General features: G+C 60.9%; 13 protein-coding genes. All 13 read right to left on the bottom strand.

The genetic code is table 11. The features are described 5' to 3' along the window. Positions 1 to 163 precede the first annotated feature (163 nt). The 13 genes from CLV41_RS14400 to CLV41_RS14335 all read right to left on the bottom strand — a co-directional run bounded on the left by CLV41_RS14400 (position 164) and on the right by CLV41_RS14335 (position 15,295). Positions 164 to 967, bottom strand: coding sequence for an outer membrane protein (locus CLV41_RS14400; protein ID WP_170107192.1), 804 nt, complete (start codon positions 965 to 967; stop codon positions 164 to 166). 416 nt (positions 968 to 1,383) lie between these two features. Then, positions 1,384 to 2,727 (bottom strand): phosphoglucosamine mutase, encoded by a 1,344-nt coding sequence (gene glmM / locus CLV41_RS14395; protein ID WP_235867137.1) that lies wholly within the window; start codon positions 2,725 to 2,727, stop codon positions 1,384 to 1,386. Between the two features lie 207 nt (positions 2,728 to 2,934). Continuing rightward, the gene (gene ftsH, locus CLV41_RS14390) at positions 2,935 to 4,854 is read right to left on the bottom strand and encodes an ATP-dependent zinc metalloprotease FtsH (RefSeq protein ID WP_103223081.1); all 1,920 of its coding nucleotides are present in this window, start codon (positions 4,852 to 4,854) and stop codon (positions 2,935 to 2,937) included. 167 nt (positions 4,855 to 5,021) lie between these two features. Continuing rightward, positions 5,022 to 6,422, bottom strand: coding sequence for a tRNA lysidine(34) synthetase TilS (gene tilS / locus CLV41_RS14385; protein ID WP_170107191.1), 1,401 nt, complete (start codon positions 6,420 to 6,422; stop codon positions 5,022 to 5,024). Further along, the gene (ybgF, locus tag CLV41_RS14380) at positions 6,394 to 7,344 is read right to left on the bottom strand and encodes a tol-pal system protein YbgF (protein WP_103223079.1); all 951 of its coding nucleotides are present in this window, start codon (positions 7,342 to 7,344) and stop codon (positions 6,394 to 6,396) included. Before ybgF ends, tilS begins: the two co-directional genes overlap by 29 nt. A gap of 279 nt (positions 7,345 to 7,623) precedes the next feature. Beyond that, positions 7,624 to 8,109, bottom strand: coding sequence for a peptidoglycan-associated lipoprotein Pal (pal, locus tag CLV41_RS14375; protein ID WP_103223078.1), 486 nt, complete (start codon positions 8,107 to 8,109; stop codon positions 7,624 to 7,626). Positions 8,110 to 8,313: 204 nt separating this feature from the next. After that, positions 8,314 to 9,663 (bottom strand): Tol-Pal system beta propeller repeat protein TolB, encoded by a 1,350-nt coding sequence (tolB, locus tag CLV41_RS14370; protein ID WP_103223077.1) that lies wholly within the window; start codon positions 9,661 to 9,663, stop codon positions 8,314 to 8,316. A 45-nt stretch (positions 9,664 to 9,708) separates the two neighbouring features. After that, positions 9,709 to 10,665: an energy transducer TonB family protein gene (locus tag CLV41_RS27770; RefSeq protein WP_170107190.1), complete on the bottom strand. Its 957-nt coding sequence runs from the start codon at positions 10,663 to 10,665 to the stop codon at positions 9,709 to 9,711. Positions 10,666 to 10,671: 6 nt separating this feature from the next. Next, complete coding sequence (gene tolR, locus CLV41_RS14355) at positions 10,672 to 11,121, bottom strand: protein TolR (RefSeq protein WP_103223075.1); 450 nt, start codon at positions 11,119 to 11,121, stop codon at positions 10,672 to 10,674. Positions 11,122 to 11,124: 3 nt separating this feature from the next. Beyond that, positions 11,125 to 11,832, bottom strand: a complete 708-nt coding sequence (tolQ, locus tag CLV41_RS14350) for a protein TolQ (protein ID WP_103223074.1) — start codon at positions 11,830 to 11,832, stop codon at positions 11,125 to 11,127. Positions 11,833 to 12,097: 265 nt separating this feature from the next. After that, positions 12,098 to 12,565, bottom strand: coding sequence for a tol-pal system-associated acyl-CoA thioesterase (ybgC, locus tag CLV41_RS14345; RefSeq protein ID WP_103223073.1), 468 nt, complete (start codon positions 12,563 to 12,565; stop codon positions 12,098 to 12,100). Positions 12,566 to 12,679: 114 nt separating this feature from the next. Further along, positions 12,680 to 13,072 carry a GFA family protein gene (locus CLV41_RS14340; RefSeq protein ID WP_103223072.1) on the bottom strand — a complete coding sequence of 131 codons (393 nt, stop codon included), beginning with the start codon at positions 13,070 to 13,072 and terminating at the stop codon, positions 12,680 to 12,682. Between the two features lie 111 nt (positions 13,073 to 13,183). Further along, complete coding sequence (locus CLV41_RS14335) at positions 13,184 to 15,295, bottom strand: methyl-accepting chemotaxis protein (RefSeq protein ID WP_208987509.1); 2,112 nt, start codon at positions 15,293 to 15,295, stop codon at positions 13,184 to 13,186. Between the last annotated feature and the right edge of the window lie 55 nt (positions 15,296 to 15,350).

The following is a 15,350-nucleotide window of genomic DNA, read 5'->3' as shown; positions in this document are numbered from 1 at the left end:
GCAAGCTTGAGGCCGACAAGGCCAATACACCGGAAACAAAAAAACGCCCGAAATCCCGATATAAAACCATCAAAAAAACAAACCCGCCGAAATCGGCGGGTTTGTCAGCGGTCTGAAAGGCCGGTCCAATGACCGGCCTTTGCAAATACGCATTAGAAGAGGATCAGAAGTTGCTCATGATCGGCCCTTGCGGCTCGTAATAGACCGGAGCGGCCGCGGTCCTCATGGAGTTGAAGGTGTAGCGGGCACCGAGCCTGAATTCGTGCGCGGACAGGTCCTTGTACTCGATCCTGGTATTCTGACCGCCGACAGCAAACTTCGCCGAATGTGCATCGCCGATGTTCAGGTAGCGGTAGCCGCCATCCAGGGCCAGATTGGGTGTGATTTCATACGAGGCACCTGCCATCAGCGCCCAGGCGAAATTCCACTTGCTGTCACCGTCATAGGAACCGCGTGCCCCGTCCGGGTTTGCGAAAGTGATATTGCTCGTCGTCACATAGGAAGCACCGATACCCGCACCGACATAGGGCGTGATCTTGTTCCAGGTCCCGATATCGACGTAGCCATTCAGCATGAACGTCCAGACGTCAATATCGGCCTTTTCGATCGAATGTCCGGGCGAACCGCAGGGACTATTGCAGGGGCCTTTTGATTTCGCTTCGGCAGGGAATTCGTAGTCGATCGTCAAATCGGCGCGCAAGTGATCGCTGAACTTGTAACCGACACCGGCACCCATCATGAACGTGCCGTCCATTTCCTCGTCATAGAAGTCCAGGGTGCCGTATTTGATGTCGGGCGCCTGATAGATTTTGTAGCCGATATCGCCGCGCAGATAGAAGGCGCCCGCCGCGACCGGGATTTGCGGAATGTGCTCAATAACCGGGGCCGGCAAATCCGCAGCATAACCCGCAGTGGAAAGTGCAACAGCAAAGCCGGTCAAAGACAAACGCTTGAAAAAATTGTCCATGTCCTCGTCCTCTTCCAGTGAGCGCCCGCTTCAACCGATACCGGACACACCAAACTTGAAGACATACTGAGGGGAATTCATTAAAGGTAACTTAACTCTGTTCTTTAACCGCGTTTTTTTACCTTAACACAAGCTTAATTTGATAAGATTTATTGACAAGAAATTAACAAACCACCCTAATTTAACGCGACTCTCTATTTACGACAGACCTTCATGCCCTCATCGTGCAGGCAGCGCGGCGAAGATCCGGAGTCGAGCAACCAAGGCTCATCGATAGCAACAAATAAGCAAAGGCTTGCGGCTCTCCGGTCCCGGCTCGCGCTTCGCACGGCGGGAGGACCAACGGCAACCGTGAGCCTTTGTCGGCAGTGTGAAGCCGCCTTAAATCTGGGCGGTTCGGCTTCAAAAGTGGAAATTCAGGCGGTCGCGGAAGCGACGACACCGGCGATATCGTTGACGACCTGGCTGACCAGCTCCGCGTCATCGCCTTCGGCCATCACCCGGATGAGGGGCTCGGTCCCGGAGGCGCGAATCACCAGGCGGCCGGATTTGCCGAGGCGGGCCTCCCCGTCTTCGATGGCTGACTTGACTTGATCCTTGTCCAGCGGCGTGCCGCCCTTGTAGCGCACGTTCTTCAGGATCTGCGGCACCGGTTCGAACCGGCGGCAGACTTCCGACACCGGCCTGTTCTGATCCTTCACGCAGGCCAGCACCTGAAGAGCGGCTATCAGGCCGTCGCCGGTGGTGGCGAAATCGGACAGGACAATATGTCCCGACTGTTCTCCGCCGACATTGAAACCGTGGGCGCGCATGTGCTCGACCACATAGCGGTCGCCCACCCGCGTGCGGGCGAGGCTGAGGCCGAGGCTTTCGAGATACCGCTCCAGACCGAGGTTCGACATGACCGTCGCGACGATGCCCGGCGCCGACAGACGGTTGCTCGCCTGCCAGGATTGCGCCACCACGGCCATCAGCTGGTCACCGTCGACAACAGCGCCGTTCTCATCGACGATGATCACCCGGTCCGCGTCGCCGTCGAGCGCGATACCGATATCCGCCCTGACTTCATGCACCTTTTCGGACAGCGCATCGGTCGATGTGGAGCCGCATTCCTTGTTGATGTTGAAGCCGTCCGGGGAAACGCCCATCGAAATCACGTCCGCACCAAGCTCCCACAGAGCTTCCGGAGCCACCTTGTAGGCCGCTCCATTGGCGCAATCGATGACCACGCGCAGTCCCTCAAGGCTCATTTCGCGTGGCAAGGTGCGCTTGGCGAACTCGATATAGCGCTGTTGGGCACCGTCGATCCGCTTTGCCCGGCCAAGATCGCTTGCCCCGGGCAGCCGAGACGTCAGGTCGGTCTCGATCAGCTTCTCAATGGTCTTTTCGATTTCGTCGCTGAGCTTGAAGCCGTCGGGCCCGAAGAACTTGATGCCGTTGTCCTGAAAAGGATTGTGCGAGGCCGAAATCATCACGCCCAGATCCGTCCTGAGCGAACGGGTAAGCATCGCGACCGCGGGCGTCGGCATCGGGCCGAGCAGGAATACATCGATGCCGACAGACGTAAATCCGGCCACCAGTGCGTTCTCCAGCATATATCCCGACAGGCGCGTGTCCTTGCCGATGACGACCCGGTGGCGGTGCCCGCCGTTCTTGAACACCAGCCCGGCCGCCATCCCCACCTTCAGGGCCATCTCCGCTGTCATGGGATATGTATTGGCCTGGCCGCGAATACCGTCGGTCCCGAAAAACTTACGCATCAATCATGTCCGTTGAATTGTCTTTATTTGTGCGAATTCGCACACAAGCAGGTCGATCGAGCGCATATTTAGCGCAGTTCGCACCGCCCGTGCTTCAAAATATGTGAGCAATTGTTACCATTCACTGACGATCCGAGCAGGCCGGAACGAAAAATGCCCGGCTTGCGCCGGGCATTTGATGTTCTTGCGCCGATTGTCGAGGTGCAATCAGGACTGCGGCTGCGGTTCCATGCCGCCGCTGGGCTCGTCGCCGCCGCGTTTCGCGCCGGCGGTCGGAACCGCGGAGGATCGGCCGACCGGCTGGTCGTCATCCGTATCGCGGACCGGCGGCTTGCCGACCAGAAGACCCTTGATCTCATCGCCCGAGAGCGTCTCGTATTCCAGCAGACCCTTGGCGATGGTGTGCAGCTCGTCCTCGAAATCGCCCAGAATTTTCTTCGCGGTCTCGTAGCCCTGATTGACGAAGGACTTGATTTCCGCGTCGACGATCTTCTGGGTCTCGTCGGAGACACTCTGGTTCTTGGCGACCGAATGGCCCAGGAAGACCTCTTCCTGATTCTCGCCGTAAAGCAGCGGCCCCAGCTTGTCGGACATGCCGAACTGCGTCGCCATGGCACGGGCAAGCTTGGTGGCCATCTGGATGTCGCCGGAGGCGCCCGAGGTCACCTTCTCGTAACCGAAGATCATCTCCTCGGCCACACGGCCACCCATGGCGACGGCAAGGTCGGCCTTGCACTTCGCCCGTGTCAGGGACACCTGGTCCTTTTCCGGCAGGCGCATGACCATGCCCAGCGCGCGGCCGCGCGGAATGATGGTGGCCTTGTGGATCGGGTCGGAAGCTGCCTGATGCAGCGCGACCAGCGCATGGCCGGCCTCGTGATAGGCCGTCAGCTTCTTTTCTTCCTCGGTCATGACCAGCGTGCGGCGTTCCGCGCCCATCATAACCTTGTCCTTGGCGTCCTCGAATTCGGCCATGGTCACCAGGCGTTTGGACCGGCGGGCGGCAAGAAGAGCGGCCTCGTTGACGAGGTTCATCAGATCGGCGCCGGAAAAGCCCGGGGTGCCGCGTGCAAGCGTCCTGATATCCACATCCGGCGCCAGCGGCACCTTGCGCATATGCACTTTGAGGATCTTTTCGCGGCCTGTGATGTCCGGGTTCGGCACAACGATCTGACGGTCGAAACGGCCGGGACGCAGGAGCGCCGGATCGAGTACGTCCGGACGGTTGGTCGCGGCGATGATGATCACGCCTTCATTCGGCTCGAAACCGTCCATCTCGACCAGCAACTGGTTCAAGGTCTGTTCGCGCTCGTCATTTCCGCCGCCGAGACCGGCGCCGCGATGACGGCCGACAGCGTCGATCTCGTCGATGAAGATGATGCAGGGCGAGTTTTTCTTTGCCTGTTCGAACATGTCGCGCACACGGGAGGCACCCACACCGACGAACATTTCGACGAAGTCCGAACCGGAGATGGTGAAGAACGGCACGTTTGCCTCGCCGGCGACGGCACGGGCCGTCAGGGTCTTACCGGTTCCCGGAGGGCCGACCAGCAGCACACCGCGCGGAATGCGGCCACCCAGACGCTGGAATTTCTGCGGATCGCGCAGGAATTCCACGATCTCCTGCAGATCTTCCTTGGCTTCGTCAATACCGGCAACATCGTCGAATGTGACCCGGCCATGCGCCTCGGTCAGAAGCTTGGCCTTGGATTTACCGAAACCCATGGCCTTGCCGCCGGAGCCCTGCATCTGCCGCATCACGAAGATCCAGATACCGAGAATGATCAGCATCGGCAGCCAGGAGAACAGGGCGCCCAGCAGCGGAGAACTCTCCGCGGGCGGACGGGCATTGATCAGAACGCCCTTGCTGCGCAGTTCGTTGACATACAGCGCCCCGTCGGGTGCATAGGTCTGGAACGCGCCGCCGCTGTTATAGCTGCCGGAAATCTTCTGTTCCTGGATGGTGACGGACCTGACTTCACCATTGTCGACCTGCTTCATGAAGTCCGAATAAGCGATGTCATTCGTCGCGCCATTCTGCGCGGGACTTTGAAACAGCTGAAACAGTGCGATCAACAGCAAGGCGATGATCACCCAAAGGGCGAAATTGCGAAAATGTGCGTTCATTTTTTTCCCTTAACCGCCCGACGCGACATAACTCACGCGGTTATTTCCTTTAAGCGAAGATAGGTCGCCCAAGGCCCGCTGCCAAGGCGGTGCGCCATAGTTGCGCAGATGCACTGACTAATTTGTTAAGTTTGGACGTCTAACAGATGTTGGACCTGAGGAAAACTCTAGATTTCCTCTTGCAGGTCCCCGCCATCCACAAAATCAGCCTCCAATTTGCCCTGGAACGGAATTCTTTCCAAATTCAGCGAATTCACCCCGTCAGAATTGCCGATCCGCAGGTGTGCCGTAAGGGAAGATGCGACAATGGCTCCCTCCGCCGTCCACACCACCGGTGAACAGTCGAACGCCTCCTTCGGCCAGCCCTCCGGCCAGGAAATATCCCGGGCCTGTACCGGCGCGCGGCAGAGCGGCCCCACACGCAGGTTGCCCGCTAATGCCGGCAAGGACGGATCCGAAGGGTGCCAATACCGGTAACGGTTGTCCCAGACACCCGGGCTAGCTGTAACGGCGAGCGTTTCGGGAGGTGTCCTCCCCGCTTCCTTCCAGATCCGGATTGCACCGCGATCCGCATCAAAGAGCGCGCCAGCAAGCGTGTGCCGGCAATCGCCTTCGGCCAGCAGCGCCAAGTCCAGAGCTTCAAGTTTGCGGAACCTGATCCGGACCCGCCTCCCCGTCGCGCCCGCGGCCAATCCGGTCAGCAGGCGCAGGCGCAGGTCTTTCGCGGTTGCGCGGTAGACTTCGCGGCTCATCGTGAGCGGACCTGCCGGATGCTGCGTGACATGCCGTTTCACCAGATCGCGGAGCGTTGTCTCAAGAGCTTCGCGCGCGCGCCGCAGATGTCCGGCGGTCTGCGCGAGCCGGTCGGCGGTAAGACCTTCTTCCGCCAGCAGCGACATGATCGCGCGCAGGCGGCTCCGCTTGTATTTAAGGTCGAGGTTGGACGGATCGGAGCACCAGGTCAGCCCGCGCGTTCTCAGGCTCGCCTCAAGCCGGGTCTTCGGCACGCTCAGAAGCGGCCGCAGCAGCCGCAGCCCCTGCGGACCGTCCGTTTCGTCGCACGCCATGGCGCCAAGTCCGGAAAGCCCGCTGCCCCGCGTCAACCTGTCCAGAAACGTTTCGGCCTGATCATCCAGGTGATGCGCCAGAACCAGGGCCTGGGCACCCGATTGCCTCATATGACCGGCGATCAGCAGGTAGCGGGCCTGGCGGGCCTCTTCCTGGATATTGCTGGTGGGCTTTTCGCCTTCCCAGCGGAGGACTTTCGCGGGCAGGCCGTGATCGGCGGCCATTGCGGCGACAAAGTCTGCTTCTGCGGCACTTTCCGGGCGCAGCCCGTGGTCAACGCAAACGACTTCCGCACCGCCTTGCCAGGACGTGCGTTTCATCCATTCGCCGAAAAGAACAAGAAGACTTGAGGAATCCGCTCCGCCCGAGACGGCAAGAGCGAGCTTTGAAAAGGAATTCAGTCCGCGAAAAAGAAAATCGATGTCTTCGTCCGGGAGCGTTGAATGCTCAACCGGTGGCCCGGCCGGCCCGTCAGGAACATTGTGCACGGCGGCGCTCATCCCGTGCCTGCGACAGAACAGCGGGGGCGGCATTCGGATATTTGTTGAGGAGTTCGGAGAAGGTGGCGCAGGCGGCATCGGCCTCGCCCAGACCGCGCAGCGAAACGCCGAGCTTCAGGAGACTGTCCGGGCTTTTCTCATTGCCGGGGTGATCCGTGTAGGTCTTCAGAAACGCATCCGCGGCTTCGCGGAAATTCTGCTGTGCAAGCAGGCTTTCTCCCAGCCAGTACTGGGCATTGGCCGAGAGCCCGTCGTCAGGATAGTTTTCAAGGAATGTCCGGAAGCCGTGTTCGGCCGCCGCGTAGTCGCCATTGACCGCCTGGGAATAGGCCTGATCGTAATCCGCGCGCGGATCGCTGCTGCCGATGACGCTGGCAATCTGATCGTCATCCGTCGCCAGACCCGGGTCGGGAACGATGTCTCCTCCCGCGCCCGGAAGATTTTCCAGTCCCTGCGCCAGGGCGGACAGATCGATCGGCCCGTCGGACGGCAACCCGGTGGGGCCTTCATAACCGCCGGACTGCGACCAGTCGCTGTCGCCCGATCCGTCCGACGGGAGGGTCGCGAACCCGCCGCCCGGTGCAATCAGGCTGCCCGTTTCCGGCGTTCCGTCCGGGGAGAGCCCCGGCGCGGTGCTCCCCGGTGCGGCGTCGGACCGTTTGCCCGGCGTTCCGCCTTCCAGCTGCTGGAAGCGGTATTCGTTGTCTTCCTGCATCCGGCGCATCTGATCCTGCAGTTCCCGCATCTGATAGGATAGCTGCTCGATCTGGCCGGTCAGCAGCCGGATACGCTCTTCCAGCTGGCCGATCCGGACCGATGAATCATCATTCTTGCGTCCGAAAAGCTGCGCTTCGGACGGTGTGGCAGTGGCGATGAAAACCAGCGCCATGACGAGACCTGCCAGTCCCCTTAAATTCCGCATTCGCTCCTCCGGTCTGGGATTTGCTGAGCACCAACGGACCGGACAAATTTGCCAATACCGACGCAGCTCCGTGTGCATGATGTCTCATACCCTCCGGTATGTATCATGCCCGGCTCTGTACTCAAGGGCACAGAGCGCCCGGACTTCGGCTAAATTTTGGCAATGACGGCATTGGACCGGAAGAAACCGGCCCGCGATCCTGCCGCCCGCATTCCAGCTCGCATGAAAAAAGCCGGACACTGGGCCCGGCCTTTCGCTCAGATCGGGGTTTTGATCCGATCAGTTGGTGGCGTTGTTGAGAACGGTCACCGCACGCCGGTTCTGGGACCAGCAGCTGCTGTCGTTACACACGGCCACCGGACGTTCCTTGCCGTAGGAAATCGTCTTGATACGCGACGCATTCACGCCCTGGGAAACCAGATAGTCCCGCGCCGCCTGCGCGCGCCGCGCGCCGAGGGCGATGTTGTACTGGCGCGTGCCGCGTTCGTCCGCATGCCCTTCCACGGTAATCGTGTACTGGGAATAGCGGCTCAGCCATTTTGCCTGATTGGCGAGGGTTGTTTGACCCTGCGCGTTCACCACCGACTGGTCTTCCTCGAAGAACACGCGGTCGCCGACATTCACCACGAAGTCCTGGCCGGTACCCGGCTTGACATTGGTCGCGAGCCCGTCCGGTTTTGTCTGGGCACATGCCGCCGCAAACAGAACCGCGAAACAGATGGCAATCCATCGCGCGCCCTGAACGGCGTTTTCTCGTTTGAACATTCCTGTCTCCTAATCCCCAGCCCCGCCAACCTGACCGCATGGATCGTCTGGTCTTTGGTAAACGCTTTCTAGCCAAACCTGGTTAAAACCGTCTTTGCAAACATGGTTAACAACTTCCTAACACGGCCTTTCTGTCAAGGCCGTATTGAAGGTCCCGCGCGGTTTGCCGCCCCCGACGTCACGGGAAGCAGGCCGCACGTTGTTTCAGTCGATCAACGGCGACCAGGACGGATCCGACGCAAAGGCCGGAGTTTCCACCCGCTGCTCGTTATATCCGGTCAGGTCGACCGTCCAGACCTGCGGCCCGCCGTTGGCGCCCGGCGTATCGCGGAAGAACACCAGCACCCGTCCGTTGGGAGACCAGGCCGGACCTTCGTTGTGATAACCCTCGGTCAGGATGCGCTCCCCCTTGCCGTCCGGACGCATGACGCCGATCATGAACCGCCCCTGATGCTGTTTGGTGAAAGCGATCAGGTCGCCGCGCGGTGACCACACCGGCGTGGAATACCGGCCGGGCCCGAACGAGATGCGTTTTGCTTCGCCGCCGCCCGCGTTCATGACGTAAAGCTGCTGCGTGCCGCCCCGGTCGGATTCGAAGACGATCTGACCCGCGTCCGGCGAGAAGGACGGGCTTGTATCGATGGCCGCCGAATTGGTCAGCCGCGTGGTCTGGCGGGACCTCAGATCCATCTTGAAGATATTCGCGTTGCCGCCCTGCTGAAGGCTCATGACGACGCTTTGCCCGTCCGGGGAAAACCGGGGGGCGAAAGTCATGCCGGGGAAATTGCCGACGATTTCGCGCTGGCCGGTCTCGATGTTGAGAAGATAGACGCTCGGATCCGCACCGCCATACGACATGTAGGTGATTTCCTGGCTGGTCGGCGAGAACCGCGGTGTGAGCACCAGATCCTCGCCGCGCGTCAGATAGCGCACATTGGCGCCGTCCTGATCCATGAGGGCCAGACGCTTGACCCTTTTGTCCTTGGCGCCGGTTTCATCGACAAAGACGATGCGCGTGTCGAAATAGCCTTTCTCGCCGGTCAGCCGCTCGTAGATCGCATCGGAGATGATATGAGCCAGGCGGCGCCAGTTTTCCGGTGTCGTATAGAACTGCTGGCCGAGCATCTGTTCCTGCGCGAACACGTCCCAGAGGCGGAATTCGGCGCGCAGCCGGCCGTCCGCCTGTTTTATGACGGTACCCGTGACCAGTGCCTGCGCGGAAATCTGGCGCCAGTCGCCGAAGCGCGGCGTGGAATTCACGCTCATGTTCTTCTGGATGAAACTGGCCGGATCCAGCGGATTGAACAGGCCGGAGCGTTTCAGGTCGCCCGCGATCACCGATGTCATGTCGGCCGCCAGCTTGCTGTCGCCGCCATCGGCCGAAAACGAAGGCAGGGCGATCGGCAATGGCTCGATGTTGCCCTGGGTAATGTCGATTTCAACGAGCGCCGAGGCCGATCGCGGCGCGATGACGGTTGCCAAAGCCATCAGGACGGCCAGCCCGACGGATTTCCGGTCAGCGAGAACAGAAAGTTTTTTCAGTATTCCACGCATGAGCACAACAGCTCCCTTATCGACAATCAGTTCGGCTAGGCCGGACTATCCCCCAAGCATCTCTCTCGGGTCAAAGTTTATGATGACTTCCTGCCATGCGTCGTATTTCGCATCCGGCAGGGAATATGGTTGGCATCGCATGATAGCGCGTACGGCACTGCTCGCGGCCGCCCCGAATGCCGGGTTGCCGTTTGCATTCAGCACCTCCGGATTGCCGAAAACGTCTCCGCTGCGGGAAAGGCTGAAGCGGACCCGGACCTTGAGCTCTTCCGCGCCGACCGCGCCGACAGGCGGGCTCCAGCATTGCGCCACCTGGCCCCTGAGCGCGTCGAGCTCCGACTGGCTCATGCGCACATCCTGCTGACCCTTGTTGGATCCGAGCGAGGCCGGCTGCTGTGACGAGGCTCCGGACTGTTTCGCCGGTTCGACCTTGTTCAGCAGAGCCGCGATCTGCGTGCTGTCGAAATTTTCGTCCGGCGGCTCGGGCGTCCTTTTCGGCGCGGCCGGTTTCGACCGTGGCGCCACGCTTGTGACGATAGGCTGCGGGGCCGGTGCGGCTTCCTGCTGCGGCTCCGGTTCCGGTGCGGGTTCGGCGGCGGGCACCGGCTCGACCGCCTTTGCGGGCTCGGGCTCCGGAGCGGGCGCCGGTTCGGGTTCAGGTTCCGCGACCGGTTCGGGTTCGGGGGCCGGCGTCGGCTCCGGTGTTGGCGCCGGAGCCGGTGTCGGCGGCGTCGGCTGCTGAACGTTGCTCTCGCCCGGTTTGTCGTCGGGCTCAGTCGGCTTTTCTACGGGTGTCTTGCTGGGTTCCACCGCTGCGACCTCACGGATTTCGGCGGTTTTCTCACCGATCCGCAGCCGCGTGAATTCTTCGATCGGCACCAGATCGACCGGGAGGGAATCCACCGCCGGCACAGAAAAACTCTCCGCGTCCGGAAAGGCCGCAATGCCCCAGAGCAGGATAGCCGTATGACCGGCCAAAGACGCGATGAGACCTGCGCGCATGACGCGTTACGAGTCCCGTTCTTCCAGAGTGACAAGACCGAGGCGTTTGAACCCGGCCGCGTTGATCCGTCCCATAAGTTTCATCATGGTGCCGTAGTCGGCATCCTGGTCGCCGCGCACGTAGATGCGTTCCTCGTAGCCATTGGATGCGATGGCCTCGAGTTTCGGCACCACCTCGTCCAGGGCGATCGGCGTGTCCTGAATGAAGATCTCCCCGGCGGAGTTCACCGAGATGGTGATCGGTTCCGTGTCCCCTTCAAGCGCCTTGGCGCGGGTTTCCGGAAGGTCGATCGGCACGCCTACTGTCAGCAGCGGCGCGGCCACCATGAAAATGATCAGCAGAACCAGCATGACGTCCACGAAAGGCGTCACGTTGATTTCGCTCATCGGCGCATTTCGCCGCCGGCGCCGTCCGCGCCGTCCGCCCGACTGGCCGGAACTGACCTGCATGGCCATGGTTCAGCCCCTCTCGTCGATCTGGCGGGACAGGATCGCTGAAAACTCGTCGGCGAACCCTTCCATGCGCGAAACCGCCTTGCCGACATCGTGAGAGTACTTGTTATAGGCAATCACGGCCGGGATCGCCGCAAGCAGACCGAGCGCGGTCGCAAACAGCGCTTCCGCGATACCGGGGGCGACAACCGCAAGATTGGTGCTTTCGGAAGCCGCGATCGCCTGAAAGGCGGTCATGATGCCCCAGACCGTACCGAACAGACCGATGAAGGGCGCCGCCGCGCCGACTGTCGCCAGGATGAGCAGCCGGCTTTCGAGCCGTTCGGCTTCGCGCTGGATGGTGACGTCCATCACCCTGTCGATACGCTGCTGGAGGCTGGCGATTGCGGGACGCGCGCCTTCATGGCTCCGCTTCCATTCGCGCATGGCCGCAACGAATAATGCCGCCATGGAATAGTTTACACGATTGTGAAGCGTGCCATAGAGCTCCTCGAGCGATTGCCCGGACCAGAACACGGTCTCGAACCGGCTCATCTGCCGCCGGGTGCGGCCGATCAGCATGAATTTGTCGACGATGATGGCCCAGCACCACACGGAGGCGCCCAGCAAGCCGAGCATGACGATCTTGACGACGATATGCGCCTGCCAGAACAGCGAGAAAAACGAAATTCCGCTGTCAGGAGCTGTCAATGTCGATTGGACAAGTGTTTCCATGATCTCAATGACCTCTTGGCGGTCTGATACCGTTGTGCATGCAAATCTCCGGCAGCTACAGAAATGGACCGGAAGAACGGACCGGCTCCTGTTGATCTGCCGCCTCTCTGACGTTTGATTTTGTCAAAACTGGGACTTAACCAATCAAAGCAAGCCCTTCTCTAAAGGAATCAATTAAGGTTACTGCAAGCTTAACGCATAAATTTGATTTGGCTTATTTTCACGGCAACAGGCAGCCGTGGACCCGGCAGCCCGCTCAAGGTGTTCATCCGACAGACGATTCACCCGGCACGTGACGAAGAAGTTTTTCCGCCAGAATCGGCGGCATTCGGGTCGCACGCCCCTGCGCGGTGATCACCGCGACGGTGACCGAGGCCGAAACCAGCAACTCCCCACCCCGGTAGACGAACTGGTCGAGCTTCACCCGGGCGCCCCTGACGTCGGAAAGGCTGGTGCGAACCAGAAGGACATCGTCGATACGGGCGGGCTTTTGAAAGTCGAGCGTCATGGACCGCACGGCAAAGGCAAGCGGGACGCCGTGGTCTCCGTCCGCCAGTTCCGAATGATGAATACCGATCAGGCGAAGAAAGTCGGTGCGCGCACGTTCGAAAAACTGCACATAGGCACCGTGGTAGACAATACCGGTGAAGTCCGTGTCTTCGTAATAGACCCGCACCGGAAGAACGTGACCGCCCTGTTCCAGGCGTCCGGCTAGATCCGGCCAATCCGTCACCGCATCATCCCTTTCTCTGCAAATGTGAAGGCCTTCCGATCAGCCGAGCGGAAGGCCTTTGCCAGACCTTATCGCGTGCTTTGACCCGCGCCTAGCGTCTCCTGCCCGGGTGACCTATTTCTCGAAGCGGCTCGTGGAATCACGATCGCGGTCGTATCGTCTCGTGAGCGGAAACGGCGGCAACCATGTCTCCCGGCGCACGATCCAGCTTTCATAGGTTGGCATCAGTTGATCCGGGGCATCCAGGGATCCAAGGTTCACTTCGATTTCGTCCGCCGTGCGCGCGAAGACCGAAGAGCCGCAGCGGGGACAGAAGAACCGCCCGGCATAGTCGCCGGTTTCGCCTTCGATCGTCACCGCCTCCTGAGGGAAGACCGCTGAAGCATGAAAGAGAGCACCATGGTGCTTGCGGCACTCGAGACAGTGACAAAGGCCGACCCGGTATGGATGTCCCGACGCCACAATCCGGACGTTGCCGCATACGCATCCGCCGCTGAACCGATCCATGATGTTCCTCCGCTAAACCGGGGCGCAAACGCTTAAACCGCGTCGCCCATCCATTGCCGGCCCGCAGCAGGAGATGTCTCATTTAAGGGCCGGCAACCTGGGGCCAACACCCTAGGCGGCGGCAACCTCGGCAAGGAATGTCTCGACGGAGGCACGAAGCTGTTCCGCCTGTTGTTTCATCTCGATGGTCGCCGTCAGCACGTCGCCGACCGCCTCTGAGTTTTCCGCAACACCCTCGTTCAGCGACGCAACCGTTGTGGCGACGCTGCGCGTTCCCTCGGCCGCTTCCGCCACATTGCGGGAGATTTCACCCGTCGCGGCACCCTGTTGCTGAACGGCTTCGGAGATTGTCACCGTATAGGAATTGACCTCTTCGACCGAACTTGAAACGCGGGCGATTTCCTCCACCGCTTCCGTCGTGGACGCCTGAATAGCCGAGATCTGCGTGGAAATCTCTTCCGTCGCCTTCGCGGTCTGGCCGGCAAGGGACTTCACTTCCGAGGCGACGATAGCGAACCCCCTGCCTGCTTCGCCGGCGCGGGCGGCTTCGATGGTCGCATTCAGTGCCAGAAGGTTGGTCTGCTCGGCGATTTCCGAGATCAGCGAAACGACGTCGCCGATCTTGTTGGCCGCATCCGCGAGCCCGGAGATCTTGACGTTGGAACTTTGCGCGGCCGTCGTGGTCTGCGCCACGACGGACGCGGTCGTCTCGACCTGGCGGGAGATTTCCGCAATCGACGCGTTCAGCTCCTCCGTCGCGGAGGCAACTGCCTGGACATTTGAAGAGGCATTCTGCGAAGTGGACACCGCCGTCTGCCCGTGTTCGGTCGCCGAAGCCGACCTCTGGCTGAGGGCGGAGGAAACATCCTCGACACGGGCGATGTTGCTTTCGACCAGTTCAAGCACCGCCTGGGATTCCGCCCGGAATGCCGCGATGAGCGAATCGATCGCCTTTTCCCGTTTCTCGCGGGCGATGTGGCCGACCTTGCGCTCCTCCGCGAGCCGCTCGCGCTCGACAGAATTCTCCTTGAACACTTCGATGCAGCGTGCCATGCGGCCGATCTCGTCCTGGCGCCCGGTCGCTTCCACCATGACGTCCAGATCGCCGTCGGCAATCCTGCGCGCGGCAACCGACAGGCGTTCCATCGGAGCGAACATGCGCCTGGTGATCCACCAGATCAGGCCGACGATCGGAACGAGGCACAGGAAGCCGGAGAGAACCGCGCCATAGGTGATGCGGTTCGCGGCGGCCGACAGCTCGGTCTGCCTGACGGCTTCGACCACACCATAGGCCGTGTTTTCGAGGTTGCTCGCCGCCTCGGCGAAGCGGAAGTCCTCGCCGCCCAGCCGGATCAGCCGGTCGCCCGCGCTGATTTCGGCCGGCGAATAGACCGCGCTTGCGCGTCCCGCTGAGTCGAGTTGAACCAGTTTGCCCATCGAATCGACCAGAAAAACCTGCTCGCTCTCGCCAAGCCCTGTCGGTTCGTTCAAGAGGCCCGCCAGATGGCTCATGTCCGCCGTGAACGCGAGAGCTCCGAAAAAGCGGTCCAGGTAGAAGATAGGCGCGGCAAGGACCAGCGAAACAGTACCGTCGTCTGCGGTGACAAATCCGGAAGAGAAAATCTGTCCGGCGGCCAGCGTCTCGTTTTTGGCCGCGGCATAAAGCGTGCCCAAAGCGGTCTGGACGGGATTGCCCTGGATCTCCGGGGCGTCCACATGAAAGGCGAATTCGGGGCCTTTGCGGTAAGTATAGGTGATGAACCCTTCCGGATTCGCCAGGGCGGCATCGGAAAACAGGTTCTGGCCGATCACATCCTGGAAGACCGGATGGACGGCCTTGTGATTGTTCACGTAGTAGTTCGATTCAGCCGGTTCGCTGAGCAAGTGGCGTTCGTGCGGCGGATGCGGATTGTCGGTGACGAAGATCCGTCGAAGGGTTTCGGTCTGTCCTTCCTTCAGGTTCTTCCAGCCGACCATCGACTTCATCAGACTGTCCTTGGCCTCCTCGAGAGAGACGAAGAACCTCGCGCTGTAGATCACCTGGTCCAGGGCAAGTTCGAGAATCTTCTGCTTCGCCCTGGTTGCGCTGGTCAGGCCGTTATCCGCCTGCCCGTTGGCGACATCGCGCGACACCATTGAGGTGACCGCGACAATCGCCACGCACATCACCAGTGCGCCGGCGAGAAACATGAGAGCCAGTTTAGATGAAAGCCGCTTGCGCATTATTTCCCCCCGCATTGCGGCGAGAACAGTAGGGCGGGAATCGCGAATAAAAGAT

This window comes from Roseibium marinum, from assembly GCF_002906165.1.
Classification (GTDB): domain Bacteria; phylum Pseudomonadota; class Alphaproteobacteria; order Rhizobiales; family Stappiaceae; genus Roseibium; species Roseibium marinum.
The sequence above is the reverse complement of the archived record's forward strand: the minus strand, read 5'-3'. Positions and strand labels throughout refer to the sequence as shown.